Consider the following 26845-nt stretch of genomic DNA (forward strand, 5'->3'; position numbering starts at 1 on the left):
ACGCCTATGGAAGAAAGATCTGATTGAGAAATTATTTCTTAATCAGCTTAAATTTCTTCAATTGCTGTCCGTTTTTATTGATCACCCCCACATACACGCCAGTGGATAAAGCGTTAAGCAAAAATTTATTCGAACTGGTGGCCTTTTCTTCAAAAACTTTCTGTCCCAACATATTGAAAACAGATAAGCTGTAATCTTCAAATGAGCCGCTCAGTATCGTTAAATAATCTGCTACCGGATTAGGGAAAAAAGAAAATTCATCCTCCTTCAGGAACACCACCGATACCGGATCGCTCTGTACCTGACCATTGACGGTTTCAAATGTAACCCGATAAAATTGGATTCCGGTTTTTGGCATTTCATCAAAAATAGTATAATCCAGCTGATTTGAAATGGGCTTGGTTTGCTGTAAAACACTAAAAGTATTTGGCCCCGTCTGTTTTTCCCAGATGATGTTCTTTAAATCCAAAGTAGTGCCCACACTTAGGTCAATTCTTACGCGGTTATTATCGGCCACTGATGCAAATAAATTTTTAACGTAACAGGCAATTCCCTGTTGGGTATAATCAATCGTATAACTTTTTAAGCCCGTAAAACCCGCACCATTTGCGGCCACAGCAAAATAGTTACTTTTAATTTTACTGACATCAAGTTTACATATGGTATCGGCAAGGGTTAAAACCGGCGAAAGGACATTATCGCTGATATTGTATAAAGTATAGTCCTTTGCACCGGGCTGTGGGTTCCAGCTGAGTACCACTCCATCTTTACATGCATAGCCAACTTTTAATATCCTCGGACTGGAAACAACAAATGATTCGCTTACTATTACATTTCCTTCCACTTCCATTTTTATCATGGCATTAACAAACAAATCCGGTGGAATCCAATGATAAAAGCCCTTACTTAAATCTACGCCAGTGGCAATTGATTTCCATGTTATACCATCATCATAGCTTACTAAAAGATTTCCTGTCCTGTCTGTGTAAGTATTCTCCCAACGGATGTAGTTATCTTCATTAGCAAAAAAGTATTCATTTTTTACCGGACTAACAAAGGAAAAAGTGTTTTTTAAGGTATAACGGTAAGCCAATGCGAAAGACTGGTTATTGCCTTGTTTAATCCTGTTACCTTTAACGTGAATAGTATAAGCGCCAGCAGGTGGATGATCGAGCGTAACCTGCTGAACATTATTGAGCAGATCGGCCTTCCGCACTGCTGGTGTGGAGAGGGAATCTAAATGAGGAAAGCTGCTTAATACCCAAGGCAGGATTTGGCCCCCTGTGGGCGTTTCGAGACTTAGGTCTAATCCGTTAACTAAACTCTGTGCGGCATTTACAACGGCTGGGGGGTCGTTCCAGGCGATGGTCAGTTTCACTTCCGCCACATTAGCCGGAATTGTTAAAGGGATTGGTAGATCCTGATTTTTAGCCACTTCATAAAGTGATGCCCTATTTTGATCTAAAGTTTTTAACGACTGGGCTGCATTGAGCTTTCCGTAGCCATAAACAAAATCAACCTGTGGTGCACCCAAATCATCAGCAGCATTTATTACTGTTGCCCTAATTAATGAAGCAGAGGCCGCTTTTTTATATTTCTGCTGATAAAACTGTTCCAGCAAAGCAATAGCTCCACTGGTAATGGCTGCAGCACCTGATGTTCCATCTTCGCCCAGGGCAACCAATTCAGGTTTCACACGGCCATCATACGCCGGGCCTTTGCTGCTCTGATTTTCAGAAATATTCTCTCTGTTGATCCCTCCTATCACCAATAGATTTTTCGCCTGTTTAAAATTGCCCGTTAAATTGGCCCGGGCGTTAATACCTTGATAAAACCCCACAGCTGGCGTAGCGGTTCCTTTATTTCCGGCAGAAAAAACATGGATCAAAGTATCGGTTTCAAAAATCTGTTTATCGTATGCCGCAGCCTCCATTCCATAATCGTTATCAATATCGGTACCGTAAGAATGATTTTGAACTTTAACCTGAAGCTTGTTTAAATCGGTAACCAGATCGGGCATCAGATTAGCGAAATCAGAATAAGCAAGTTTGGCTTTTGGTGCTGCACCTAAACCCCGGATAAAGGAATTGCCGTTGCCCAAAGCCAAAGTTGCCATAATGGTAGCATGGGTGGTTGGCGTTTTACCAATAGTAGCTCCGGCAATGGTTTTCCCCAATAAGTCCAGATCCGCAGCATCATACATCCCCTCTTTAAAAGAAACATTGATACCCGAGCCATCAATGCCAGTAAAAAGATTTCGCGCATTAGAGATCTGGTTGAGGGCCAGGTCGAGACCATTAATCACCACCTCCTCTTTAGCTACAGGCAAAACATCTGCGTATAAGAGATCATTAAGCTCCAACAACAACATTAAATCGCTTGGTGTTAGATAAACAGTAAAAATATGGTTGATGTTATCTGTTGATTTTATCTTTAAACTTGAAACAGCGTTTGGTAATGCATTGATATTTTTGAAAGCCAGTCTAACCAGGATAGAATCATTTCTTTTACTGCCTTTATTCAGCACTTTCATCAGCCGATCACTAACCTTCCAAAGTCCATTGGCTTTTTCCTGATAAATGATACTGTTGGAAAAGTTAGAGACATTTGATTTTTCGACAATAAAATAGTCGCCCGAAAGACTTTTCTGGGGTTTTAATAACCGAATTTCGGCTGCTGATAACGTATGGTTAAACCTCACCAAAACGGACGCATCATTGCTTAACTTTAAAGCATTATCCGTTTTTGAAATATATTTTTCATTTTTTTTATCTATTCCACCAGGTTGTACCTGTGCGTTTAAACTATAAACAGACAGACAAAAACATAAAACTAAAAATACAGTATTGACTTTCAAAAATTATTTTATTATAAAATTTTGGCTACATGATATATGTTCCCTAAATTAGGATTTATAAGGTAATCCACAAACATTATTAACTAACTTATTCAACCTAAACTAATTTAATTCTAACTAAGATGAAAACAACCAACATTTTATCGCTTGCAGCAGCATGCCTTTTACTCACAAATCTATACTCTTGTAAGAGCAATAATACAGAAAATGCAGTAGAAGGTAAGACTGAAATTTCTGCAAGCAAATTATCACAGATCAAATCGCTCGGTTTTAGTACAGACAATATTCGTAAGATAGATGAAGGTTATCTGGTAGAGGGAGATATCCTCTTAACCGACGACAATTTAGCTGAGCCTTCTACCGGTGCAAATTTAAATATTGCCGAAACCGAACAATACCGAACCACAAACATTGTTAAATCGTTACCACGCGTAATTACCGTATCAGTAACCAACCTGCCTCAGGTATATAGCGATGCCGTAAACACCATGATTTCGAGATACAACTCGTTGGGTCTACGTATTACTTTCCAAAGGGCCAGCGCCGGTACAACCGGAAACATTAATGTTGTAGGTTTTAACGAAGGTCCGAGCGGTGGTTTTATCACCTTAGGCTCTGCTGGTTTCCCTACATCATCAGGTCAGCCTTTTAATCAGATCAGAATGAACACCAATGCAGCTGCCTATGGTTCCAATCCTAATTTATTGTACCTGGCTTCTGTGATCCAGCACGAAGTTGGCCATTGCATTGGTTTCCGTCATACCGATTACATGAACCGTGCTTTTAGCTGTGGTTCAAGTGGCGCAGGTAACGAAGGACAATCGGATGTTGGCGCCGTAAGAATTCCGGGAACGCCTTCAAATCCGGATGCCGCTTCATTTATGTTGGCCTGTTCTAACGGCGGCAACCGTACTTTCAATGCAAATGACGTGATTGCCGTAAATTACCTGTACAAATAAGATCAAAAAAACAAGGATTACCTTAAACCTCAATCAAGCCTTCCGATTTAATATTTCGGAAGGCTTTTTTATTATAAACTAAAGGACAAAGGGAAGATAACGACGCAAATAAACGCTTTCCGGTTTGGGTGGCCAGGATGATAATAAATCCGAATAACCAGAACTATTGAAACTAACTTTCAAAAATAATATGGTTCGTGAAGACACGAAAAATGCAATAGAAAGGGAAAACTTCGTTGTTGAACAACTCTGTTTGGAACACAAGCCCTGATTAAATAAACCTGATAGCGCCAAATAGCCCCCGATTGAAAACAAATTGTATTTAAGAAAAATTAAAATCGGGGCTATGGGCAATAGCAGGACTGAAATAGCCGAAGAACTACCGGAGCCTGCTTTCCTTAAAACAACAATTGGCAAAAATAAAATGGCCCCTGAGGACACTAATTATGGCGAAAAGAATACCAATTCCCTAAAGACATTAATTAAAGGATAAGTGGTCCGTGCGGAAACGAACCACGGTCAGGAGCGTCTGCTTTCCAAATAAACATCGATCATCAAAACATAAACACTAACAAAAAAGATTGCCACGGCTAATGAAAAATTACCCTCGCAATGACGGTTTATCGTTATAAAAAATGGCCTGCTTTTCACAGGCCATTGTAAATAAATATGGTATTAAAAATTACTTTCCGTTCTGCTCAATATCTCTATCCATTTCTACCAGATCAACGTCGCTTGGTTCAGAAAAATCACCGATTAAATATTTATTGAAATGATCGGCCAGTTTCCAGAAAGCGTACTCTGTCATATCGCCAAAACCATGGCGCTGACCTGGAATAATCAGGAAATCGAAACGTTTGCCTGCTTTCATTAAAGCATTGGCTACACGGATAGAATTTGCCGGGTGCACATTGTTATCTACATCACCATGCATCAATAGTAAATGACCTTTCAGGTTTTTTGCTAAATCAGGATTTTTATCAATGCTGTACTTAAAAGAAGTATCGCCTTTTAACGAAATGGTTTCCTTAACACCATGATGTTTCTCGCTCCACCAGCGGTTGTAAATACTATTATCATGGTTTCCGGCATTCGAAACGGCTGCTTTAAAGAAATCAGGATACACCAACATGGCCGCGGTAGACATAAAACCTCCACCAGAGTGCCCGGTAATACCTACTTTAGATTCGTCTATGTACGAATATTTGGCTGCCAGTTGCTCAATGGCTGTTTTTTTATCAGCCAAACCATAATCGCGCAGGTTACCATAACCATAGGTATGGTACCATTTAGAACGTGAGGGATTTCCACCGCGGTTACCCACCGTAATCACGATGTAACCAAACTGAGCTAAACGTTCAGTACGGTCCATGCTTTTGCTAAAAGCTTTATTTACCGCTTCGGTTTGTGGTCCCGGGTAAACATATTCGATAATCGGATACTTTTTATTGGGATCGAAATCAAAAGGTTTGTACATCACGCCATACAGATCAGTGATACCGTCGTCTGCTTTTACTTTAAAAGGCTCAGGAAATTTGTAGCCTGCAGCCATCAACAAGGAAAGATCAGTTGTCTCCAGGTCCATTACTTTTTTGCCGGCCCCATCATAAAGGCTAGCTTTTGGCGCGGTATTTACCCTCGAATAATTATCTACAAAAAAAGTATTATTATCGTTCATATTCGCCAGGTGATCAAAATCCCCGGCATTTAACAATTTCATATTCGAGCCATCAAAATTGATGCTATATAAATGTAAATAGTAGGGATCTTCTTTACCTTCCCTGCCGTTTGCCGTAAAATAAAGAATGCGTTTTTTCTCATCAATGTTTACAATACTCTCGCAGTGAAAAGCACCTTTGGTAATCTGGTTTTTCAGCTTTCCGTTTTCATCAAAAAGGTAAAAATGTGCCCATCCATCTCGTTCACTCCAGTGAATCAGCTCTTTACCATCGTTAACCAAACCCGGGCGGTTAACTTCAACATAAGTATTAAAACGTTCATCAATTAGCGGGGTAACCTTTCCCGTGGCAATATCAACAGTACCAATGTCGATCCGCTTTAAATCGCGACTGGTGCGAGAAAAATAGAACCTGCTGTTGTTCCCCAGCCAAATGGATGGACGGAATTCGTTATCGCGGTCTTTATTTAAGGCTGGTTTGCTCCAAACGGACACGCTTTGATCTTTAAATGCAGAAACATTTAATTTTTTATAAGATTTTGCGGCAAAATCGAACAATAAAATTTCATCCTGCGGCGCCTCTGCCTCACCTGGCATCTGATATTTATAGGTTTCCAGTGTTGGGCGGCCTGGCGTTACACTGTTAATTACCCAAAGATCTTTCACCTTACGCGAATCGGTCCGGTCTAACACAAAATATTTCGAATTTGGCGACCAGAGCACATAAGCGCCACGGCGTTTCTTATTGTTTTTTTCGTTCTCCACATTATTCTCTCCATCACCATCACTTCCATAAGAATAGAATTTAACCCCATCTTTAGTAAGCTGATGCTCTACAATGGTACTATCTTCTTCATTTTTAACTGCTTTTTTGTAGTTTTCTTTATCCATCCAGTACAAATTATAATTGCGGGAGAAGATAATGGCTGAAGAATCGGGTGCTACAGCCCCCCATGATGGTTTAGGCTTCGGTTTACTGAAATTTGGCACCTCGGTTAATTTTGCACTGGCCAGCTCGTATTTGAAAGAAAATATTTTCTTCTGCATAGAATCCGCAGCTTTTTTATCTTTTCTGTCTTTTTTCAACTCATCAACCGTGCTTTTAATTTCGAAAGAAATACTTTTTTCGTCAGCTGCAAATTTTAAATTTTCAAGGGGTAAATGTTCTGCATCAAATGGATCCCGCACAATCAGCGTAATGTCTGCAGCCAGTTTAGCATTATCAAACATTAATTTTTTGCTTTTGGCAGCAGGATCTACCAGGTACCAGAATTTTCCCTTCGGACTTTCAAAAGTATACCAGAAACGGTTGCTCAATTTTAACCAATGTGGATCTACAGCAGTAGAATACACCATTTTTTTCAACTTATTTGGCGAAAAACGCGAAGCAAGCTGATAATTTGCTTTTGGCTGTGGCTGAATGTTTTCGGTTAGGGTAAATGTTTTATTTTGTGCTGCAACAGTTAGTGACAAAAACTGTGCGCCCAGCAGGAATTTGTAAAGTTTATTCATTAAAATTTGTTTGAGCTGCTAAATTATTTAATTAAAGGATATTAAGCAGGCTTTGATTTGTAATAAATGCGATAGTTAGTATAATTTCATACAACTAAAATTAATTATTAACACAATTTATTTTGGTGAATAAATAATTAAGGGATTTTATAGTTTTGTACCCATATATACTAACAATGAAATACAGCTTTTTAACCATCATAACAGCCGGCGCAATCCTATTTGCCAGCTGCCAATCAAAATCACAAACAGAAAGTTCTACAGGAAAAAATTCGACGGAAAGAACAGCACAAACGAGCGAAAACCCTAAAGCTGCTGCCGTTGATGTATCTAAAATAAAAGTGGCTGATGCCAAAACTATTTTAGCCAGGAAACAAGTACCGATTTTATGTTACCACCAGGTCAGAAACTGGAAACCAACAGATGGCAAAGTAGGAAAAGATTATATTGTGGAAATCCAGAACTTTAAAGACCAGATGAAAATGCTGGCCGATAGCGGTTACCATACCATTTTACCTGATCAGCTTTATGCCTACCTCAATACCGGTGCTGCCCTACCAAGTAAACCCATCATGTTAACCTTTGATGATACCGATATGGACCAGTTTACCGTTGTGCGCCCAACTTTAGAAAAACTGGGCTACAAAGCGGTTTATTTCATCATGACGGTTTCGATCGGCAGAAAAGGCAAGTTTGTGGATTATATGACTAAAGAGCAGATTAAACAACTTTCTGATGAAGGAAATGTGATCGGCAGCCACACTTACGATCATAAAAACTTTAAAAAATACGCCGGGAAGGATTGGGAAGAACAATTGGACAAACCCACCAAAAAACTGGAAGAAATTACGGGCAAAAAAATGACTGAATTCGCTTATCCATTTGGTTTATGGAATGCAGAAGGCATCCCCGAACTTAAAAAACGCGGTTTCAGAATGGCTTTCCAATTATCAACCAAACGTGATGAAAAAGATCCGTTGTATACCATCCGCCGGATTATTGCCAGTGGTTACTGGTCGCCAAAAACGTTAAGCAACAGCATTAAAAACAGCTTTTAAATAAGACAGCCGTTATGAAAAAAATTCTGCTCTACGCAACCTTTTATACACTGCTTTTAACCGCTTGCCAGCCTTCAAAGGCTTCAAAAGAAAAAGCAGCTATTACAAATGCTACCGAAACAGTTAAAATAGATTCAACCAATGCCAAACCTGCAGACAATAAAACCATTTTGAACCGCAGAGAGGTACCCGTGTTGTGCTACCACCAGATCAGAAACAATATTGCCAGCGATAGTAAAAGGGCACACGATGATATTATTGCGCCCGATAAGTTCAGGGAACACATGAAAATGCTGGCCGATAGTGGTTACCATTCCATTCTGCCCGATCAGTTGTATAATTACCTGGTATACGGCACTAAGTTACCCGAAAAGCCCATTATGATCACTTTTGATGATACAGATGAAGATCAATTTACGGTTGGGAATACCACATTGAAAAAACATGGTTTTAAAGGTGTTTATTTTATCATGACGGTATCCATCGGCAGAAAAGGGCGGATTAATTATATGACTAAAGAGCAGATTAAACAACTGTCTGACGAGGGGAATACAATTGCCAGCCATACCTATGATCATAAAAATTTTGCACAATTTACCGATGAGGATTGGAAAACCCAGATTGACGAACCCACAAAAAAACTGGAAGAAATTACAGGCAAAAAGGTTCAGTATTTCGCCTATCCCTATGGCGTTTACAAATCATCTACCTTGCATAAATTAAAGGAACATGGATTTAAGGCGGCTTTTATCCTGTCTACGGCACGCGATGAAAACTATCCGCTTTATACCATCAGACGTATAATCGACCCGGGAAGATACACCGCAAAAAACCTCTATTACAGCATCAATAAGAGTTTTAATAAAACAAAATCTTAGTAAAGGGGTTAAATACTAAACGTTGAAATGTTTGAAGGTTAAAAAGTTGACTGTAACATCATAGCCTTTAAACCTTAAAACATCATAATCACTACCCTATGAAGTATTCTTTTCTTTTTTGCCTTTTTGGATTAGCGATAATATCAGCTTGTAATAACACTAACAACCGGAACAATAATAGTGAAGCAACTGATGGTACAACCATTACTAAAAAAGCGCTTACGGGTAATTTCTACAAAAGATTGGAAGGCACCATAGCAGGCAAAAAGGTGGTGATGCACCTGCAAAAAGTTGATGATGATGATGTGAGCGGTTCATACTATTATGATGGATCATGGCTTAATCTCTCAACTGATACGGTAGTAGGAAAAGATAGTTTAATACTGGCAGAGTATAATTTTTATGAATCATACTTTACCCAGAATTCAAAGTCGCCACTTTTAAAGTTAAGATGGAACGGAAACGGTTTTGATGGTACATGGGAAAGTGGCGATAAAACAAAAAAATACCCGATAGCTTTAACAGAAAAATATCCGGAAGGCAGTTATCCGTTTAGCGCCGGAATTTACCAGGATTCAGTTAAAGCATTTGCTGACCGGCCAAAATCACCTACAGCCGAAATCAGTTTTGAATACCTGGAAAGTAAAAGCAAGGATGAAAAGGGAAAATGGCTGGACGCAGAACTTAAAAAAATCTTCGGTCTGGCACAGGTAGATCGCTTAATCGGATTCAAAAATATTGCTTCTGACTATTTTAAAGATTATAAACTGCAGGTTGATGAACAATCAAAAAATGGCCGTGGAGATGATTTTGAGGCCTGGATGAATTATACCAATGATAGTCAGCAGTCGCTTAATTACAACGATAATGGTTACGTGGTGATCGATTTCCTTGCTGATGCATATACAGGCGGCGCACACGGCAATTATAGCAGCACGATGTTCTGTTTAGATGTACAGAACAAAAAACAAATGGTACTTAGCAACATTGTTAAAATTGATTCGAATACCTTACAGGGCATTTTAGAACATAATCTTCGTAAAGAATACAACATAAAGGCTAATGATGCTTTAAGCACGGTTCTTTTTGATGATTTTATTAAACCCAATAAAAACTTTTATTTCAATGCCAATGGTATTGCTTTTATGTATAATCCATATGAAGTGGCCAGTTATGCACAAGGGCAAATTGTCATATTTATCCCTTATTCAGACATAAAGGCTTATTTGGTGCCGGCTTTTGCACAGCGGATGGGCATCAAGTAGTTTGCAGTTTCCAGTTATGAGTTAACAGTTAATCATCAAAATAATGGTTAATTGTTTTAAACTGGTTAACTGTAAATTGAAAACCGCCAACTGAAACCTGTTACAGTATCTCCTTTACGATATATTCTTTTCCATTAAACTTAAAACTGTCATTTACAGCTTTTCCCATCAAAAACCTGCCAATGGGCGAAACCTGAGAAACAGCAAAAAATTTCTGTCCATCGGTATTGAGTTCCCCTGCACTAATGCTGATGTAAAAATTACCTTCAGTAGTGAGTACCAAACTCCCGTTTCTAATCAACCGATCTGATACTACATTTTCAATCTGCTGCAAAGCAATTTTCTGCTGATCCGCTTCATATAGTAGTTTACTGTTGCGATCCATCTCCTGCTGCATCATTTCGCGCGTGGTTTCATATTTATCACCAGCGCTGCTTTTTGTATCATCGTTTGATGCCTGCCTGGCCTGTTGTAGCGAATATTCAATATTTGTTATCCTGTTTTGGATAAAAGTCAAACAAAGCTCATAAAGTTTAGATTTTAAAGCAGACATATAAGAATGGAAAATGGGTAATGGTAGATGGATGAGATGGTTGATGTAGCTATTTGCGAATTTCAAAAGCCAGGTTTAAAATGAGTTCGATTTTCTTTTTAGGAATATCTTCGAGGTGATTGATCAATAAAATTTTCATCCGGGCTCTTTTTTCCTGCAAAAGGTCTTCGTGTTCAATTTGATGTCCGTCAACCAAACCAATATATGGCTGATGGAGTTTTTTGTGTACCCAAAGATAACAGAACATTTTTCCTTTATGATAATAAAAAGGCATTCCGTATTTCCAATGTTCCGTAATATCGTCATACCCCATTAAAAGCGACCTTAAATATTGGATACAACCTTTAATTGGTTCGTCTTTTTGCTCGAAATAATGATCCGGAGGATTTAGCATGATATTAGATGATGTTAGATTGATGATAAAAAATGGCCCTCAAACCATGAACTATTGACTAACAAACCATTGACTAATGAACTTACCCTTCAATCCACCTTACCTTTTCTGCTATCGGAGTCCTATTTGGTGTCCAGGGTTTTTCGTTATGATACCCCATGTAAAATAAGCCAATACACTTCTCATTTTCACCAAGGCCTAAAAAATCGCCTAAATGATCAATTAATGGCGGAGAACTCCAGTATGCGCCAACCCGCAAGCTCTCTGCGGTTAAAGCCATATTTTGTACTGCGCACGAAACTGCGGCCAGTTCTTCCCACTCAGGTATTTTACCGCTAACTTGCATATTGATGGCAATAATACAATCAGCCTGGGCCGTTTTTTCCGCAAAACTATCGTACTTTTTCTGTAGAAACTGCTGTGGAGAAACCAAAGCTTTGTATAATTTACCAAGCTCCTCACCTAATCTGGCCAATCCAGCTTTTCTGATCACCACAAAACGCCAGGGCTGGGTTAATTTATGTGTGGGTGCATAATTGGCTGTTTCTAAAATCTGGTTAATCACCTCAACCGGAATTTCTTTTTTGATATAGCTGGCAGGGAAAATACTGCGACGTTCTTTTATAACTTTTGAGATGATATCGTATGTTGTACTCATTTGGTAAATATAAGGTAAAAGGCGGAAGGTTTGATAAGGTGGAAGGTTGAAGGTGTAGGGTTTAAGGCTAAAGCACTGAAGATTTGACTTTTTATTAACTAAAAAAAAATCAAGAGTTCTGAAATTATCTAATGAAGTTGCTAACTGAAAACTGAAAACCGTCAACTGCGAACCATCAACCGCGAACTGCTAACTGTTTCCTGATCTGTTTCACCTTTGCAAAAAAGCCAATGCTTTCCTTATCAACCAGAAAATCCATGGTTTGTAACAATTCTTCCTTAATCCAGTTGTGTTTTACATTTAAATTGGCCAGGATATTAAGGCAGTGCGATTTTACCGCTACCGGAATCTTTTCGTCAATCAACCAGGCAAAAACAACCTCAACCAAATGGTCAGTATCATAACCGGCTAAAATCTTTTTAATGGCTATTGAAGCATTTTTCTTTGTCATGAGTGCTAAAATTTTAACATAATGCCGTAGTGCCGATAAATTGCCTTGATGCGGAAATTTCTCTAAAAAATAGAGTGTATAGGGCAAAAACCGCTGCTGGTGGTTAGTAAACACATTTTCTAAAATCCATGCGGCCCGAAATCCGATCTGCTCATCATGATCAAAACTTACATCGATCAGGTCTTTCACCGAAAAAGTTTCTTCTGAAGCAATGGCAGCCAGTTTTTCTACTTTGCTTTTTTGAAGAGTGGTTTTTATAGTTTCGAGCAACAGATGATTTTGCATGAGGCTAAAATAAATATTTTAAAACAATGTACATTGAGATAAATTGTCATGATGCTGTATCATAAATTGTATGCTATGGAATTTGTCCCGTTGAGCCTGTCGAAACGCCTTATAAGAGATGCAAAGCAGATCCTTCGACAAGCTCAGGATGACAATGATTTATGAAACGACTTTATTTTAATACAATATGCTGCCTACATTAAAATTCCCGCATGTGCTAGAATGACGTACTCCTTAATTTAATTTGCTTATTAAGTTTTAATTTCTGGAACTAAATTTTAAGCCATTGGCCAAAAACTTCTCCCCTTTGTAAAATAAACCCGGTAGCAGCGAACACGGAGTGCAACGGAGTAAAGCGAATAACGGGGCTGCCTGAGCCACTAATTACCGAACCCTCCATTTCCAAATCCATAAAACTTTTCAAACTTAAACATTCAATCACCTTCAAACTTTTGAACTTTCCAACCGCCAAACCTTTCAACAATAAAACAATCAAACCATTAAAACACTTTCCCACCCTCAACCTTTTTCCCTATCTTTGCGGCTTATTTCAATTATAGCATGATTTCAGTTTCTAATTTATCTTTACGGTACGGCAAACGCACATTATTTGAAGATGTTAACCTAAAATTTACCCAGGGCAACTGCTATGGCGTAATTGGGGCTAACGGCGCAGGTAAATCTACTTTTCTTAAAATTTTATCAGGAGAAGTGAGTCAAACCTCTGGTAGTGTAGCTTTTACTCCAGGTGAAAGAATGGCGGTTTTAAAACAAAATCACTACGAATTTGATGAGTTTTCGGTGCTTGAAACCGTCATGATCGGCCATAAAGAACTTTATGCCATCATGAAAGAGAAAGATGCCATTTATATGAAAGAAGATTTCTCGGAGAAAGACGGTGAACGCGCCGGAGAACTTGAAAATCTTTTTGCAGAAATGGATGGCTGGAACATGGAAAGCAATGCGGCAACCATGCTGAGCAACCTGGGCATTACCGAAGATAATCACTATAAATTGTTAAAGGAACTGGATAATACCCAAAAAGTACGGGTGTTATTGGCACAGGCACTTTTCGGTAATCCTGATATTTTGTTACTGGATGAGCCTACCAACGATTTGGACATCGAAACCATTGCCTGGTTAGAAAATTTCCTGGCCGATTATCAGAACATTGTATTGGTGGTATCGCACGACAGGCACTTTTTAGATGCCGTTTGTACCCATATAGTCGATATCGATTTCGCTAAAATGAGTATTTATACTGGTAACTATACTTTCTGGTACGAATCAAGTCAGCTGGCTTTAAAACAGCGCAGCGACCAGAATAAGAAAATGGAAGATAAGGTAAAGGAACTTCAGGAATTTATCCGCAGGTTCAGTGCCAATGCTTCCAAGTCAAAGCAGGCAACCTCACGTAAGAAAGCTTTAGATAAGATTGATATCACCGAGATTAAAGCTTCAAGCAGAAAATATCCGGCCATTATATTCAACAATACCGGTCGCGAGGCCGGCGACCAGATTTTACAGGTAGAAAACCTGGGTAAAAGTGGAAATGATGGCATATTGTTCGATAAAGTTACCTTTATGGTGAACAAGGGCGACAAAATTGCCATATTATCTCAAAACAGTTTAGCTACTGCCGCATTTTACGATGTTTTAACGGGCAGAGATACTGATCATAAAGGGGAATTTAAATGGGGTGTTACCATCAGTACAGCAGATATCCCGAATGATAATTCTGAATATTTTGATGGCAAAGATGAAAACCTGGTTGATTGGTTGCGCGAATACTCGGGCACTGATGCCGATGAGCAATTTGTGCGCAGCTTTTTAGGCCGTATGTTATTCTCGGGCGAGGAAGTATTGAAAAATGTTAAAGTATTATCAGGAGGTGAGAAAATGCGTTGTATGTTTTCGAGAATGATGTTGCAACAAGCCAACTTACTGATGTTTGATGAGCCAACCAATCACCTGGATTTGGAATCTATTGAAGCATTGAACAATGGCATGAAAGATTTTAAAGGCACCATATTGTTTACTTCACGAGATCACCAGTTAACAGAAACAGTAGCTAACCGCATCATTGAAATTACACCAAAAGGTACAATTGATAAGTTGATGACTTATGATGAGTATATCAATAACGGTGATGTTGCAAAATTAAGGGAAGAGATGTACGCTTAATTTTAAGTTTAACATATTGTTTTAAAGCCACATGGTGTTCATGTGGCTTTTTTTTTATAAAAAAATAATTTCAGCTGTAGCGTTTTCATTGCATTAATCGTTTTACAAGAAAAAAGCGTTAATGGCCATTAACCAGTTTTTGTTCAGCAATTGACTTAAAACATTAAAATGAAAACGAATTTGAAAAATTTTAGCACTACGACGAAAATTATACTCTCTCTTTTTGCGATAACTTTGACTATCACGGCCTGTAAAAAAGATTTTAACAACGATCCGATAGAGGCTGCCGGTATTGGCTTTGTCCATGCATCGCCGGGAACAGGGGCGCTTGATTTTATATTGGATAACCAAAAAATAAACAGCTTTACGTATACTAAAGATCTTGGCTATTATGCGGCTTATCCAGGCATCAGGTTAGTGGGTGTTGCCAAAAAAGATACTTTAAAGTATTTAACCACAGCTAATGCTACCTTAAAATCTGGCTCATTTTATTCGGTTTTCGTGGTGGATACTTTAAAATCAACCAAACTTTTAATCCTTGAGGATGATTTAAAAGCGCCTGAAACTGATAAAGCCAAAGTTCGTTTTGTGAACTTAAGTCCGGGCTCTGCGCCATTTGATTTGGCCATTGCAGGTACAGATGCACCATTGTTCACCGCAAAGGCATTTAAAGAATTTACCACTTTTAGCAATATAACACCAAATGACAGTTATACTTTTCAATTAAAACAAGGTGGAGCAGTTAAAGTGAGCTTGCCTGCGGTTAAAATTGAAAAAGGCAAAATTTATACCATCTGGGCTAAAGGCTTATCAAGCAAAACCGATAGTACCGGAGTTGGCTTATCTGTGATGACGAATAAATAAAATATTTCTCTCTACCTGTGAAAACGAAAATTGACACCGCCCAAATTGGGTGGTGTTATTTTCTTAAATTTGCCATCAAGCAATCATGATAAACCTTTAATAAATAGTCCTTTACAAGGGTGATAAAAAAAATACTCAGTTTTGAGGAAATTTTAAAAGGCTGTGTAAAAAACGACAATAGCTGTAAAGAAATGATGTATAAATCATTTTATGGCTATCTAATGGGCATCATTTTAAGGTATACCAAGAATCCTTCGGATAGTGAAGAGCTGGTAAATGACAGTTTTATCAAGATTTTCAAACATGTTGGCGGATTCAAGGCACCCAAAAACCCGGAAGAATTACAGCGGTCGTTTAAAGGTTGGATTGCCCAGATTGCGTCGCGGACAGCTATAGATAAGATCCGTAGTAATAAAATTCAGTTTTATGTGGACGACTTAGCAGAAAGCGAACATCCGGTTAGCCAGGTATCCATTGCTTCAGAACTACACGTTAATGATATTTTAAATTTACTAAATCATTTACCAGATACGCAGAGACTGGTATTTAACTTATATGAAATTGAAGGCTTCGCCCATGACGAAATTGCGAAAATGTTAAACATTCCTGAAAGTTCGAGTCGTGTTTACCTCACAAGATCTAAGAATAAGTTACGTACCCTTTACCTAAACACCATGGTTAATTCATATAAACAAAATGGATAAGGAATTAATTGAGCACATCACAGCGCAACTCCAAAACCATGAAGAAGCTTATTCTAATGGTGCCTGGGAGCGCTTTTCGGAGAAAGAAAAGAAGAAAAGAGGCATCGCTTTCTGGCCTTTATGGGCTGCTGCTGCATTAATTTTAATCTTCGGAGGTATATTTTTTGCACAAAATAATATAGATCAGAAAAAACAAGTTTTGGTAATTAAACAGAAAGCGCAGCAAATTCCTGCAGCCGATGGAAATACAAATGCAGTTACTGAAACTAAAGCCAATCCTACATCATTAAACAACAATGCAACTGCTGCAAATAATATAGCTACCAATCGCTCAACAAAAATTACGGAAAACCTAAAACCATTATTATCGCAGGAGACCCGTTATTCTCTTATTAATACAGTAGAAGAATTAACTCCCGTAAATAATAATATTTTGGATGGTAAACTTACAGGTATTAATCTTTCCAACCTGAAATCAAAACAGTTTGAAATCTTAACGGAAAAGAAAAAACCTCAACCCATTAATAATCAAACAAATTTTGAAAAGTTGCTTGCTCAGGATAGCTACGCGAACCAGCAAAAACCAGCGGATAAGGCGAGTGGAAACTCTAAATGGCAACCCGATGTATATGTTGCCCCGGCTATGGGTAACGACAATAAAGTAACCATGAATTATGGGTTTTCTCTGTCTTATGCCATCGCCAATAAATTATCAATCAGTTCTGGTGTATCCTATGCTTCCATCAGTACAACAGAATCCTTAAATGCCACTGCACCACAAAGCTTATCAGGTAAAAATTTAGCTTCTGTTGATGCCAAAGTGCGTGGAATTAATGTGCCGCTGGAATTAAAATATAACATCAGTGATAAACTTTATACCAACGTTGGGGTTTCTGCCCTTGCTGTTTTAAATAACTCACAGCAGAACAGTTATATCGTTAATCAGGTTCAAAGTTTCTCTGCTCCTGCAGTAAATGGTTATGCCGATTTTAAGACCATGATTGTACAGGAAAAAAAGGTTGAGCCGCAACCTGAAGCGAGTATAGATCCTGATAAATACATCGGGTTCTACAATTTTTCTTTGGGCTACAAGCAAAAAATCTCCAAAAAGAATAATATTGCCATCGAGCCTTTTTTACGATTGCCAATGAAAACTTTCTCGAAGGAAAACCTTAACCTGACCAATGGTGGATTGCGTTTAAAAATCGACTTCTAAGAAACTAAGATATTTAGTATATTTGGTTAAACGCCTTATATATGAAAAATATCAAATCCTATCCAACCGAAGATGAACTACCTCCTGTTAAAACCCTTAACGAGATAGATTTTTCTGCCACTTACAGTTATGCAGATTACATGCGCTTCGAATTTGAAGAACGTTTAGAAATTATTAAGGGACACTTGTTCAAAATGAGTCCTGCTCCTTCCCGAATTCACCAGGGTATTTCAGGCAATATTTTTGGGCCAATTTATAATGCGCTAAAAAGTAAACCTTGCCGGGTTTATTCAGCACCTTTTGATGTACGCTTAGCGCAGAAATCGCAAGATGATAAAGAAGTTTTCACCGTAGTGCAACCTGATATCGCGGTGGTTTGTGATCCGGCTAAATTAGATCAGCGTGGATGCATTGGTGCTCCGGATATTGTAGTCGAGATTTTATCACCCGGAAATAATAAAAAGGAACTAATTAATAAATACGAGGTTTATGAAGAAGCCGGTGTAAAAGAATATTGGATTGTAAGCCCTGCGCACAAAACATTTTTCAGGTACATCCTGGATGAAAATGGCAAGTTTCAGCCTACCAAAATGCTCACCGAAGGTGAAGTGGTGACTACGTCAATTATCCCTGGCCTAAAACTGATTTTGGAAGAGGTTTTTCAGGATTAAAAATGGGTATTAAAAAAAGAAGTCAAGTTTAAATGGCAAAGATGCTATTTAAAACTTGACTTCTTTAAAATCGTTTATATTAACTAGTGACCAGAATGACCATCAGCACCGTGTGCATGACCGTGAGCCAATTCATCCTGAGTAGCTTCACGAACATTTAAAATCACACCGCTAAACATTAAGTTTTTACCAGCCATTGGGTGGTTCAAATCTACAGAGATCGTTTCATCATGTACTGCAGTAACACCTGCTCTAAATTGGTTACCATTGTTATCCTGTAACGGAATCACATCACCAACATTTGGCAATTCGCCACCAGCTTCGGTAAACATGGTTTTTGGAAGATCAGCGAAAGCGCCCGGATCGATATCACCATAACCATCTGCAGCAGACAGTTCAAATGAATATTCATCACCAGTTTTTAAACCAGTTAAATGCTCTTCAAATTTAGGCAACATCATGCCAACGCCATATAAAAATACTAAAGGATTTTGTTCGTCAGCTTTTTCTACAAAAACTTGTTGTCCTTCTTCGTTAGTAGTATGCAATTCGTAAGTTAACGCTACTACAGAGTTTGGTGAAATATTCATTTAAATTTATTTATTGTAAATACTCTAATGCGTCCTCAACAGTGTTAACCGGCAACTGGCATACTTTATTTCGGCAAATATAAACTTTTGTTTCATTGCTTTGCTTACCTTTTAACAGCGGTAAGTTACTTTTTGTTCCACCCAATGTAATTTTGTTCGGAATATAATGGCTGCTTAATTCCAATTTAACAACATCCGTTTCTATACCAGTAATGGCAATTTCATTTATGCCATAAATTTCATTTAGCAACTGGATGGCCCAATTGGAGTAAGCAGAGCCATAACTTTTAATCTTGGGATGAACCGCAGCAAGCATTGCTGAAGCTTTTTCGGTATATGCTTCTATGTCAAAAAGCAAGCTCAGTTTTTTTAAATTTTGTGCCATGGCAGAGTTCGAAGCCGGGATCACATTATCCATCACTTCGTGTTTACGGGCAATTAAATCTTCACTTTCAGCAGAGGTATAAAAAAACATGGGCGAATCCGGATCATAAAAATTAGCAATTACATAATCAGTTAACGATTTAGCTTCTTCCAGCCATTTTTCATCAAAATCATATTCGTACAATGCAATTAAAGCTTCGATAAAAAACGCGTAATCATCTAAAAAACCTGTAATAGATGCTTTTCCGTTCTTATAGTTCCGGTATAAACCTCCTTTTTCCGATTTTAGGTGAGTTAAGATAAAATTAGCCGCAGCAGATGCCTTTTCATAATATTGATTGTGACTTAAAACCTGAGCAGCATCGGCCAATGCTTTAATCATCATCCCATTCCAGGCAGTCAAACATTTATCATCCAAACCTGGCCTGATCCTTTTACTCCGCACAGCCATTAATTTTGTTTTGGCTGAGTTTACCTTATCGTAAAGCACCTCCGCCGTAATATCGAATTTCGCAAGTAAATCGTCATCGCTGATGGTTTTGCGCAAAATATTGGTTTGTTCTTCCTCCCAGTTGCCTTCTTCGGTAATGTTATAGTAAGCGCCGATCAATTGTGCATCTTCTCCCAAAACCTGGTCGAATGCTGCTTTATCCCAAACATAAAACTTGCCTTCTATGCCTTCGCTATCTGCATCTAATGCCGAATAAAACAATCCATCTGCCGACGTCATCTCCTCAGCAACCCAGTTTATCGTTTCTACTACAGTTTGTTTAAAAGAGTCGAACCTGGTACATTGATAAGCTTCGGCATATAGGCTGATCAGTTGCGCATTATCATACAGCATCTTCTCGAAATGCGGTACATGCCATTGATCATCAACTGAATAACGGGCAAAACCACCACCAATCTGATCATAAATACCTCCCCTGCTCATTTCTTCAAGGGTATGACAAACCGCTGTAAATACAGATTCGTCATCTTTTAAAAAGCAATAACGCAATAAAAACACCCAATTATTGGGTAAAGGAAATTTTGGGGCACGGTTATAACCTCCGTAACCAATATCAAAATGGCGCTTCCAGGGATCAATAATTTCAGTTAAATGTTCCTGGGTATATTCCGGTGTAATATCTGCAGCGATGATCTTTTCACTGTCTTTAATGCCCGAAGTTAATCGCTCGGCATACTGAATGGCTTTATCAGGTTCATTGGCCCAAAGTGAAGCCACATTTTCCAAAATATTGTTCCAATCGTTTTTCCGGAAATAAGTTCCGCCATAAATCGGACGCTGATCGGGCAAGCAGATGCAATTTAACGGCCAGCCGCCGCTCCCCGTCATGAGTTGAATGGCATACATGTAAATCTGATCAATATCCGGACGTTCTTCCCGATCTACCTTGATACAGATAAAATGACGGTTCATCACCTCGGCCACTTCATGGTTTTCGAAACTTTCCCGCTCCATTACATGGCACCAATGGCAGGCCGAATAACCAATACTCACCAGAATCAGTTTATTTTCAGATCTGGCTTTTTCTAGCGCTTCTGCCCCCCACTCATACCAATCAACCGGGTTGTGGGCATGCTGTAGCAAATATGGTGATGAAGCGTGGATTAAATTATTGGTTTCAGACATGACTTGAAATGTAAAATGTATGAGGGAAAATGGAATTTTTATTTCGAGGCGTAAATCTATTAATAATCTACAAACCTGTTTCTATTTAGTTTTTGTTTTTATACTTTAGTTGGAAATCTACATGACGGAATGGAATTGAGCAAAAATGAGTTATTTGATGCCATAAAAGCGATTATCAGCCAATCTCGTTTGAAAGTATTTCGTGCGGCAAATTCTGCATTACTTGAATCTTACTGGCAAATTGGAAAACTTATTGTTGAGGATGAGCAGCAGGGAAAATTACGTGCAACATACGGAAAAGAGACTTTAAAAAAGCTTTCAAATCAATTGACATTTGAGTTTAGGAAAGGTTTTGATGAAAGAAATTTGAATAATATGCGATCTTTCTATTCTGCATTTCCAATTTGGTACGCATTGCGTACCGAATTGAGTTGGACGCATTATCGACTTTTATCCAGGTTAGATTCTGATGAAAAAAGAAAGTTTTATATGCAAGAATCTATAACATCGAATTGGAACAGTAGAGAACTACAGAGGCAGATCAATTCTTTATCATATGAACGCTACTTAACTGGACCGAAAACGAACAATCCGAAACCAAACATTCAAGACTATATAAAAGATCCTTATATTTTTGAATTTTTAGGATTGGATCCTGATACTAAAAATACAGAGAAAACTTTAGAATCTGCAATTATAAACCATCTTCAGAAATTTTTACTGGAATTTGGAAAAGGTTTCGCTTTCGTTGCCCGTCAGCAACACATTGTAACAGATACTTCAGATTTTTTTATAGACCTCGTTTTCTACAATTACATTTTAAAATGTTTCGTAATCATTGATCTTAAAACAACCAGTTTAAACCATCAAGACATTGGACAAATAGATATGTATGTTAGGATGTATGATGATTTGAAAAGAAATGATGGCGACAATCCAACTATTGGATTATTACTTTGTACCGAAAAAGATGAAACAATCGTAAAATATTCAGTTTTAAATGATAACAATCAGTTGTTTGCCAGTAAATATCTATTGTACTTACCAAAGGAGGAAGATTTAAAAGCAATTATAGAGCAAGACAGGCAGCGTTTTGAATTAGACAACTCCTAAACCCTAAACCTTACACCCTATACTTTCAGCCTTACACCCTCAACCTTCAGCCCTTCAACCTTAAAAACCATGAAAATTACCCACACCCAAATATACCGCTTCAGCATCCCGATGGAACCTTTTGTAATTGCCACGGGCACCATGCATTTTGCACAGAATGTGCTGATCAGGATTTATACGGATACAGGTATCCACGGCATTGGAGAATGTTCTGCCTTCCCGATGATTGTTGGCGAAACGCAGGAAACCTGCATTGCCATGGCCAAAGATTTCGCCGCGATTTTAAAAGGTAAAGATCCCTTAGACATTCCGGAGCGGATGAACGATTTATTGGGTTATGCAGATCACAACAATACCATTAAAAGTGCTTTCGATATGGCTTTGTTTGATATTGCAGCAAAAAATGCGAACCTGCCACTATACAAATTTCTCGGCGGAATCAAACGAATCATAGAAACAGACATGACCATTGGTATTGATACACCAGCGGGAATGGCCACTACAGCTTTAAAATATAAAAGTCAGGGTTGCCGGATTTTGAAAATCAAACTGGGCAAAAAGGTACATGATGATATAGAAAGGGTAAAACACATCCGCGAAGCCATAGGCGAAGATTTGATTTTACGCCTGGATGCCAACCAGGGCTGGAGTTTTGATGATGCTTTATTTGCATTGGGCGAACTGGAAAAATATAACATCGAATTCTGCGAACAACCCATGCGCACCTGGTACGATGATCAATTACCTGAGCTGAATGTGAATTCGCCAATTAAATTAATGGCTGATGAAAGCTGCTATAACCACCACGATGCCCGAAAACTGATCAATAGCCAGTCGACCACTTATTTAAACATTAAATTTTCTAAGTCTGGCGGTATACTCGAAGCGCAGAAAATCCATGAAGAAGCCTTAAAACATGGTGTTAAATGCATGATTGGTAGCATGCTCGAAACCCGGATTGCTTTAAGTGCCAACCTGCATTTTGCCTTCGCCAGCCCTAATGTTGAGTTTTTCGACTTAGATACCGCACTTTTAGGCCACCTGGTTGATCCGGTTGTTGGTGGATTAACCTACAATGGCTATTTTCTGGATGTACCCGAAGAAATCGGTATCGGCGCCGAAGCAGATGAGTTTTTCTTAGAGAAATGTGAAAGCTGGACGATTTAGTTCAGTAGTTCATTGGTCAGTGGTTTATTAGTTTTCAAGCGAGTCTATTAGTGTATTTCATTAGATTCCCATATGATGTAAATGGTCTTGAACAATATATTTAAACAATGAAAGGATTGTAAAAATCACCTATAATAGATCCTGAAACAAGTTCAGGATGACGATTGGCGAAGTATATTACTAATGACTAATGAACCAATGACTAATGACCAATAAACCAATCACTAACGAACCAACAACCTATCCAACGCCAAACTATCGCCATTAAAAGCATTAAAATCAACCACATGGCCAATACCATTAATTTTCGCTTTATCGGAGTGTTGCCAAAATTTCCAGCGGCTTTTATCCAGTCTTAACTTGGGTTGATAATAATGGGCAATCCATAAAGGATAATCATCAAAATGATCCACTAAATAATCTTCATAAAATTTAAGCCCGGTATAAATAATGGGCCTTACCTTGGTTTTCATTTCTACATAATTAAGGAAATCAGCAAGTTCAGCTCGCATTTTTAACGCTGAAACGCCATCTAACGATTCAATATCCACAACGGGTGGTAAATCACCCTTCTCAATATTAACTACCTGTAAGAAAAATTTAGCCTGTGTTTTACCGTCCTTTTTTGGCCTGAAAAAGTGATAGGCTCCACAAATAATCCCCACTTTTGGGGCTTCTCGCCAATTGCGTTGAAAATAGGGATCAACCAGCATTAATCCCTCTGTAGCTTTGATAAACGCAAAACGGATACTCACCTCATCTTCCTTCATTTCCTTTACTTTTTGCCAGTTTATTTTGCCTTGGTAATAAGAAACGTCAATGCCGTGAACGGTATATTTTTTAGGGATCTTGATGTTAAAACTTTCGTAAGTTCTGTAATTAGGGTCTTGCCCCCAATCTTTAACCCAGCGCCAGGTAGCCACAAAACTTCTTAATACATATCCGTAATAAAATGGAGAGAGTAAAATCAACAATAAACCAGCAATAACCAACTTCAATTGCACGGAAATACCATTCTTTTTTTTTCTACCTGTAGTGGGTTTTCTGGCTGCAGGTTTCCTAACGGCAGGTTTTCTGGCGACTGGACTTTTATTTATTGGGATTCTTTTATCTGCAGGCATGGGTTATAATGCCGCTAAGTTGAGGAAAATGTATGGAAATAAAAAAGGCGGGTCTCGAGAAAACCTTTAATTGTCATTCTGAACGCAGTGAAGAACCCCGAGGCTCTGAGAAGCAAATCTTTCAGTTAAAAGATCCTTCGCTGCGCTCAAGAATGACAGCTAACAATAAGGCAAAACCAAGTGAAAGAATTGAATTAAAATGATTAAATAACAGCTGGCTTTTGGTATTTTTACCCCATCTAAACCCACCATGTTCAGACTTATTTTCAACACTTACAAAACATCATTCAGCGGATTAAGCAAAGAAACCTGGCTCTTAAGTATCGTAATGATGTTTAACCGTTGTGGCAGCATGGCAGTGCCTTTTATGGGTTTGTATGTTACTCAAAGTTTACATCGATCAGAAATGGATGCCGGTTTAATCATTACCTTATTTGGTGTGGGCTCTATTTTAGGTTCTGCAACCGGTGGGAAACTAACAGACATTATCGGCTTCAGGCCGGTACAAATTCTCTCCTCCATTATTGGCGGATTGTTGTTTATCTTATTTTCTACCATCAGCCATTTTTCTACCCTATGTGTGCTGGCTGTGGTGATCAGCTTTTTTTCTGAAGCTTTCCGGCCAGCCAATTTTACGGCTGTGGCGCATTATGCAGCAGAAGGGACCATTACCCGCTCCTATTCACTTAACCGGCTGGCGGTAAATATCGGTTGGTCTGCAGGGATTAGTATGGCTGGGATCATTGCCTCTATTAATTACAAGCTTTTGTTTATAGTAGAGGGTTCGGTGAGCATAATCGTTGGACTTTTGATCTTGCTTTTACTACCTAAAGTGCAGGATTTTATTAAAAAAGCAAAAGAAAGCCGCAGCACGATGGTGATTTTAAAACCTTGGGAAGATGCCTTTTATGTAAAATTTATCCTCTTAACTACCCTTTTTATTACCTGCGCTTTTTTAATGTTCAGGGTGGTACCCGTATTTTTTAAAGAGGAATGGCATATTAATGAATTTGCCATCGGCATTATTATTGGCTTAAACGGTGCGATCATTGCGCTGTTTGAAATGATTATGATCAATAAGATTGAAAAGAAAAGATCGCCCATATTTTTCATCATTATTGGTTCAATCTTCTTTGCAGTATCTTACCTGGTGTTAAGTGCGCCGATTATTTTTCATGTGCTATCGGCTGTGTTAACCATTGTAACCTTTACGGTTGGCGAAATGTTTGTGCTCCCGTTTATCAATACCGTGGTTATTAGCAGAAGCAATGAACACAACCGGGGTTTGTATGCAGCGGGATATACTTTGAGCTGGTCTTGTGCACAGGTAGTTGGGCCACTGGCTGGTTTTTATATTGCCAAACACCTGGGTTACAATTGGCTCTGGTTTGGGTTGGCCTGCATCTTATTACTTTGTGCCTATGGTTTTGGCGTGATAGATAAACGCCGACAACAAACGGTATTGGAAACGAATTAGTTTACAGTTAACCATCTGCTAACTGTAAACTACAAACTGACAATTGGAAATTACGGCTATTTAAATTTCTGGGCCTTAACGCCTTCTTTAGTAATTTTTACCGGTAAAATCATCCCATCTGCATCAAATTTCATTTCATCGATACAGGTTTCGCGATGGTTGCCATCCGTTTCGGTTAATGGCCTGCGGTGGTAAACAATGTAGTATTTATTCTTTTTCTCATTGATGATTAAAGAGTGGTGCCCTGCCCCCCTGGCAATAGTGGCATCTTGCTGCAAAATTTTACCTACCCTTTTAAATGGGCCAAATGGCGAATCGCTTACCGCGTAGGCTACAGAATAATCAGGTCCGGTCCAGCCGCCTTCGCTCCACATAAAATAATATTTACCATTTCTGATGAACATATAAGGGCCTTCTACATAGTTATCGGGCGTGATTTCTTTAAAGATTTTTCCATCATCAAAAGGCAAAAAGCCGGTAAAATCTTTATTCAGTTTGGCAATATTACAGTGTTTCCAGCCACCATAAATTAAATAATACTGTCCGTCTTTATCTTTAAACACAAACTGATCAATCGGTTGTGCACCATTATGAAATTTATCTACCAATGGTTTGCCCAAATGATCTTTAAACGGCCCTTCTGGTTTATCGGCAACCGCTACACCGATTCCGCCCACCTCATTGTCGCTCTGGATATCGTTAGCGCCGAAAAATAAATAGTATTTTTTATCTTTTTGAACAATGGCCGGTGCCCACATGGCTTTATTGGCCCATTTAACCGCAGCAGTATCTAAAACATGAGGGTGTTTTTTCCATTTAACCAGGTCATCGGACGAAAAAGCATCCAAAAAAACCTGTTCTTTATACTTGGCAGAGTAAGTTGGGTAAACCCAGTATTTATTATTGAAAACAGCGGCTTCAGGGTCTGCATACCATCCCGGAAATATTGGATTTCCAGATTGCTTAATCGTTTTAGTATCCTGCGCTAAAGAAGTGAGCGCGGATACAAATAAAAGAGATGAGAATAAATATTTCATGGGTACAATTTAGAAAAAAATCTGTGTTTTTAAAATTTGGTGATCGGTTTAACCGCAAAGCGCGCGAAGAAGAAACGCAAAGAATGCAAAGTTGGGCGCATATTGTTTTAACCACAGAGCAAACAGAGATGAG

At 38.6% G+C, this 26845-nt stretch carries 23 protein-coding genes; 13 read left to right on the forward strand and 10 right to left on the reverse strand.

Annotated features, from left to right (window positions below; translation table 11 throughout):
- Positions 1-31: 31 nt before the first annotated feature.
- Entirely contained in the window at positions 32-2857 is a 2826-nt protein-coding gene (locus ABEG20_RS10515; RefSeq protein ID WP_406827326.1) for a S8 family peptidase, read from the reverse strand.
- A 122-nt stretch (positions 2858-2979) separates the two neighbouring features.
- Between ABEG20_RS10515 and ABEG20_RS10520 the strand changes: the two genes are divergently transcribed.
- Entirely contained in the window at positions 2980-3816 is an 837-nt protein-coding gene (locus ABEG20_RS10520) for a M57 family metalloprotease (protein ID WP_406827327.1), read from the forward strand.
- 346 nt (positions 3817-4162) lie between these two features.
- Entirely contained in the window at positions 4163-4309 is a 147-nt protein-coding gene (locus ABEG20_RS10525) for a hypothetical protein (protein ID WP_406827328.1), read from the forward strand.
- A gap of 189 nt (positions 4310-4498) precedes the next feature.
- On the opposite strand, the gene ABEG20_RS10530 is transcribed toward ABEG20_RS10525, so the two are convergent.
- Entirely contained in the window at positions 4499-7006 is a 2508-nt protein-coding gene (locus tag ABEG20_RS10530) for a DPP IV N-terminal domain-containing protein (protein ID WP_406827329.1), read from the reverse strand.
- Positions 7007-7182: 176 nt separating this feature from the next.
- Here ABEG20_RS10530 and ABEG20_RS10535 point away from each other — a divergent pair, with 176 nt between their 5' ends.
- The 3 genes from ABEG20_RS10535 to ABEG20_RS10545 all read left to right on the forward strand — a co-directional run bounded on the left by ABEG20_RS10535 (position 7183) and on the right by ABEG20_RS10545 (position 10207).
- Entirely contained in the window at positions 7183-8064 is an 882-nt protein-coding gene (locus tag ABEG20_RS10535) for a polysaccharide deacetylase family protein (protein WP_406827330.1), read from the forward strand.
- Positions 8065-8078: 14 nt separating this feature from the next.
- Positions 8079-8942: a polysaccharide deacetylase family protein gene (locus tag ABEG20_RS10540; protein WP_406827331.1), complete on the forward strand. Its 864-nt coding sequence runs from the start codon at positions 8079-8081 to the stop codon at positions 8940-8942.
- Between the two features lie 98 nt (positions 8943-9040).
- On the forward strand, positions 9041-10207 hold the full coding sequence (locus ABEG20_RS10545; RefSeq protein ID WP_406827332.1) for an RsiV family protein: 1167 nt from the start codon (positions 9041-9043) through the stop codon (positions 10205-10207).
- Positions 10208-10307: 100 nt separating this feature from the next.
- On the opposite strand, the gene ABEG20_RS10550 is transcribed toward ABEG20_RS10545, so the two are convergent.
- The 4 genes from ABEG20_RS10550 to ABEG20_RS10565 all read right to left on the reverse strand — a co-directional run bounded on the left by ABEG20_RS10550 (position 10308) and on the right by ABEG20_RS10565 (position 12548).
- Entirely contained in the window at positions 10308-10760 is a 453-nt protein-coding gene (locus ABEG20_RS10550; protein ID WP_406827333.1) for a 3-oxoacyl-ACP synthase, read from the reverse strand.
- Positions 10761-10809: 49 nt separating this feature from the next.
- Positions 10810-11154 carry a DUF1801 domain-containing protein gene (locus ABEG20_RS10555; RefSeq protein WP_406827334.1) on the reverse strand — a complete coding sequence of 115 codons (345 nt, stop codon included), beginning with the start codon at positions 11152-11154 and terminating at the stop codon, positions 10810-10812.
- Between the two features lie 82 nt (positions 11155-11236).
- Entirely contained in the window at positions 11237-11812 is a 576-nt protein-coding gene (locus tag ABEG20_RS10560) for a nitroreductase (RefSeq protein WP_406827335.1), read from the reverse strand.
- A 175-nt stretch (positions 11813-11987) separates the two neighbouring features.
- On the reverse strand, positions 11988-12548 hold the full coding sequence (locus ABEG20_RS10565; protein WP_406827336.1) for a hypothetical protein: 561 nt from the start codon (positions 12546-12548) through the stop codon (positions 11988-11990).
- A 561-nt stretch (positions 12549-13109) separates the two neighbouring features.
- Between ABEG20_RS10565 and ABEG20_RS10570 the strand changes: the two genes are divergently transcribed.
- The 5 genes from ABEG20_RS10570 to ABEG20_RS10590 all read left to right on the forward strand — a co-directional run bounded on the left by ABEG20_RS10570 (position 13110) and on the right by ABEG20_RS10590 (position 18187).
- Positions 13110-14732, forward strand: a complete 1623-nt coding sequence (locus tag ABEG20_RS10570; RefSeq protein WP_406827337.1) for an ABC-F family ATP-binding cassette domain-containing protein — start codon at positions 13110-13112, stop codon at positions 14730-14732.
- Positions 14733-14900: 168 nt separating this feature from the next.
- The gene (locus tag ABEG20_RS10575; RefSeq protein WP_406827338.1) at positions 14901-15596 is read left to right on the forward strand and encodes a DUF4397 domain-containing protein; all 696 of its coding nucleotides are present in this window, start codon (positions 14901-14903) and stop codon (positions 15594-15596) included.
- A gap of 119 nt (positions 15597-15715) precedes the next feature.
- Positions 15716-16300: an RNA polymerase sigma factor gene (locus tag ABEG20_RS10580; RefSeq protein ID WP_205058237.1), complete on the forward strand. Its 585-nt coding sequence runs from the start codon at positions 15716-15718 to the stop codon at positions 16298-16300.
- Complete coding sequence (locus tag ABEG20_RS10585) at positions 16293-17516, forward strand: hypothetical protein (protein ID WP_406827339.1); 1224 nt, start codon at positions 16293-16295, stop codon at positions 17514-17516. The genes ABEG20_RS10580 and ABEG20_RS10585 overlap by 8 nt, the downstream gene beginning before the upstream one ends.
- 41 nt (positions 17517-17557) lie before the next feature.
- A complete protein-coding gene (locus ABEG20_RS10590; RefSeq protein WP_406827340.1) occupies positions 17558-18187 on the forward strand; it encodes a Uma2 family endonuclease in 630 nt (209 codons plus the stop codon).
- 83 nt (positions 18188-18270) lie between these two features.
- Here ABEG20_RS10590 and ABEG20_RS10595 read toward each other — a convergent pair whose 3' ends face one another.
- Both ABEG20_RS10595 and ABEG20_RS10600 read right to left on the reverse strand, forming a co-directional pair.
- On the reverse strand, positions 18271-18777 hold the full coding sequence (locus ABEG20_RS10595; RefSeq protein WP_090987807.1) for a peptidylprolyl isomerase: 507 nt from the start codon (positions 18775-18777) through the stop codon (positions 18271-18273).
- 10 nt (positions 18778-18787) lie between these two features.
- Positions 18788-20797, reverse strand: a complete 2010-nt coding sequence (locus ABEG20_RS10600; protein WP_406827342.1) for a thioredoxin domain-containing protein — start codon at positions 20795-20797, stop codon at positions 18788-18790.
- A 129-nt stretch (positions 20798-20926) separates the two neighbouring features.
- Between ABEG20_RS10600 and ABEG20_RS10605 the strand changes: the two genes are divergently transcribed.
- Both ABEG20_RS10605 and ABEG20_RS10610 read left to right on the forward strand, forming a co-directional pair.
- Positions 20927-21910 carry a YhcG family protein gene (locus tag ABEG20_RS10605; RefSeq protein ID WP_406827343.1) on the forward strand — a complete coding sequence of 328 codons (984 nt, stop codon included), beginning with the start codon at positions 20927-20929 and terminating at the stop codon, positions 21908-21910.
- 69 nt (positions 21911-21979) lie between these two features.
- Complete coding sequence (locus tag ABEG20_RS10610) at positions 21980-23077, forward strand: mandelate racemase/muconate lactonizing enzyme family protein (protein WP_406827344.1); 1098 nt, start codon at positions 21980-21982, stop codon at positions 23075-23077.
- Positions 23078-23301: 224 nt separating this feature from the next.
- Here ABEG20_RS10610 and ABEG20_RS10615 read toward each other — a convergent pair whose 3' ends face one another.
- Complete coding sequence (locus ABEG20_RS10615) at positions 23302-24198, reverse strand: glycoside hydrolase family 25 protein (protein WP_406827345.1); 897 nt, start codon at positions 24196-24198, stop codon at positions 23302-23304.
- A gap of 250 nt (positions 24199-24448) precedes the next feature.
- Here ABEG20_RS10615 and ABEG20_RS10620 point away from each other — a divergent pair, with 250 nt between their 5' ends.
- Positions 24449-25675: an MFS transporter gene (locus ABEG20_RS10620; RefSeq protein WP_406827346.1), complete on the forward strand. Its 1227-nt coding sequence runs from the start codon at positions 24449-24451 to the stop codon at positions 25673-25675.
- A gap of 56 nt (positions 25676-25731) precedes the next feature.
- Here the strand turns inward: ABEG20_RS10620 and ABEG20_RS10625 are convergent, their stop codons facing one another.
- Entirely contained in the window at positions 25732-26712 is a 981-nt protein-coding gene (locus ABEG20_RS10625) for a glycoside hydrolase family 43 protein (protein WP_406827347.1), read from the reverse strand.
- Between the last annotated feature and the right edge of the window lie 133 nt (positions 26713-26845).

Origin of the sequence: Pedobacter sp. KACC 23697, assembly GCF_045348445.1 — a bacterium.
Classification (GTDB): domain Bacteria; phylum Bacteroidota; class Bacteroidia; order Sphingobacteriales; family Sphingobacteriaceae; genus Pedobacter.

What these genes read in the sequence shown, in the direction of transcription:
- ABEG20_RS10520 (WP_406827327.1), top strand. Translation starts at nt 2,980, where the DNA reads ATGAAAACAACCAACATTTTATCGCTTGCAGCAGCATGCCTTTTACTC.
- ABEG20_RS10525 (WP_406827328.1), top strand. Translation starts at nt 4,163, where the DNA reads ATGGGCAATAGCAGGACTGAAATAGCCGAAGAACTACCGGAGCCTGCT.
- ABEG20_RS10530 (WP_406827329.1), bottom strand. Translation starts at nt 7,006, where the DNA reads ATGAATAAACTTTACAAATTCCTGCTGGGCGCACAGTTTTTGTCACTA.
- ABEG20_RS10535 (WP_406827330.1), top strand. Translation starts at nt 7,183, where the DNA reads ATGAAATACAGCTTTTTAACCATCATAACAGCCGGCGCAATCCTATTT.
- ABEG20_RS10540 (WP_406827331.1), top strand. Translation starts at nt 8,079, where the DNA reads ATGAAAAAAATTCTGCTCTACGCAACCTTTTATACACTGCTTTTAACC.
- ABEG20_RS10545 (WP_406827332.1), top strand. Translation starts at nt 9,041, where the DNA reads ATGAAGTATTCTTTTCTTTTTTGCCTTTTTGGATTAGCGATAATATCA.
- ABEG20_RS10550 (WP_406827333.1), bottom strand. Translation starts at nt 10,760, where the DNA reads ATGTCTGCTTTAAAATCTAAACTTTATGAGCTTTGTTTGACTTTTATC.
- ABEG20_RS10555 (WP_406827334.1), bottom strand. Translation starts at nt 11,154, where the DNA reads ATGCTAAATCCTCCGGATCATTATTTCGAGCAAAAAGACGAACCAATT.
- ABEG20_RS10560 (WP_406827335.1), bottom strand. Translation starts at nt 11,812, where the DNA reads ATGAGTACAACATACGATATCATCTCAAAAGTTATAAAAGAACGTCGC.
- ABEG20_RS10565 (WP_406827336.1), bottom strand. Translation starts at nt 12,548, where the DNA reads ATGCAAAATCATCTGTTGCTCGAAACTATAAAAACCACTCTTCAAAAA.
- ABEG20_RS10570 (WP_406827337.1), top strand. Translation starts at nt 13,110, where the DNA reads ATGATTTCAGTTTCTAATTTATCTTTACGGTACGGCAAACGCACATTA.
- ABEG20_RS10575 (WP_406827338.1), top strand. Translation starts at nt 14,901, where the DNA reads ATGAAAACGAATTTGAAAAATTTTAGCACTACGACGAAAATTATACTC.
- ABEG20_RS10585 (WP_406827339.1), top strand. Translation starts at nt 16,293, where the DNA reads ATGGATAAGGAATTAATTGAGCACATCACAGCGCAACTCCAAAACCAT.
- ABEG20_RS10590 (WP_406827340.1), top strand. Translation starts at nt 17,558, where the DNA reads ATGAAAAATATCAAATCCTATCCAACCGAAGATGAACTACCTCCTGTT.
- ABEG20_RS10595 (WP_090987807.1), bottom strand. Translation starts at nt 18,777, where the DNA reads ATGAATATTTCACCAAACTCTGTAGTAGCGTTAACTTACGAATTGCAT.
- ABEG20_RS10600 (WP_406827342.1), bottom strand. Translation starts at nt 20,797, where the DNA reads ATGTCTGAAACCAATAATTTAATCCACGCTTCATCACCATATTTGCTA.
- ABEG20_RS10605 (WP_406827343.1), top strand. Translation starts at nt 20,927, where the DNA reads ATGGAATTGAGCAAAAATGAGTTATTTGATGCCATAAAAGCGATTATC.
- ABEG20_RS10610 (WP_406827344.1), top strand. Translation starts at nt 21,980, where the DNA reads ATGAAAATTACCCACACCCAAATATACCGCTTCAGCATCCCGATGGAA.
- ABEG20_RS10615 (WP_406827345.1), bottom strand. Translation starts at nt 24,198, where the DNA reads ATGCCTGCAGATAAAAGAATCCCAATAAATAAAAGTCCAGTCGCCAGA.
- ABEG20_RS10620 (WP_406827346.1), top strand. Translation starts at nt 24,449, where the DNA reads ATGTTCAGACTTATTTTCAACACTTACAAAACATCATTCAGCGGATTA.
- ABEG20_RS10625 (WP_406827347.1), bottom strand. Translation starts at nt 26,712, where the DNA reads ATGAAATATTTATTCTCATCTCTTTTATTTGTATCCGCGCTCACTTCT.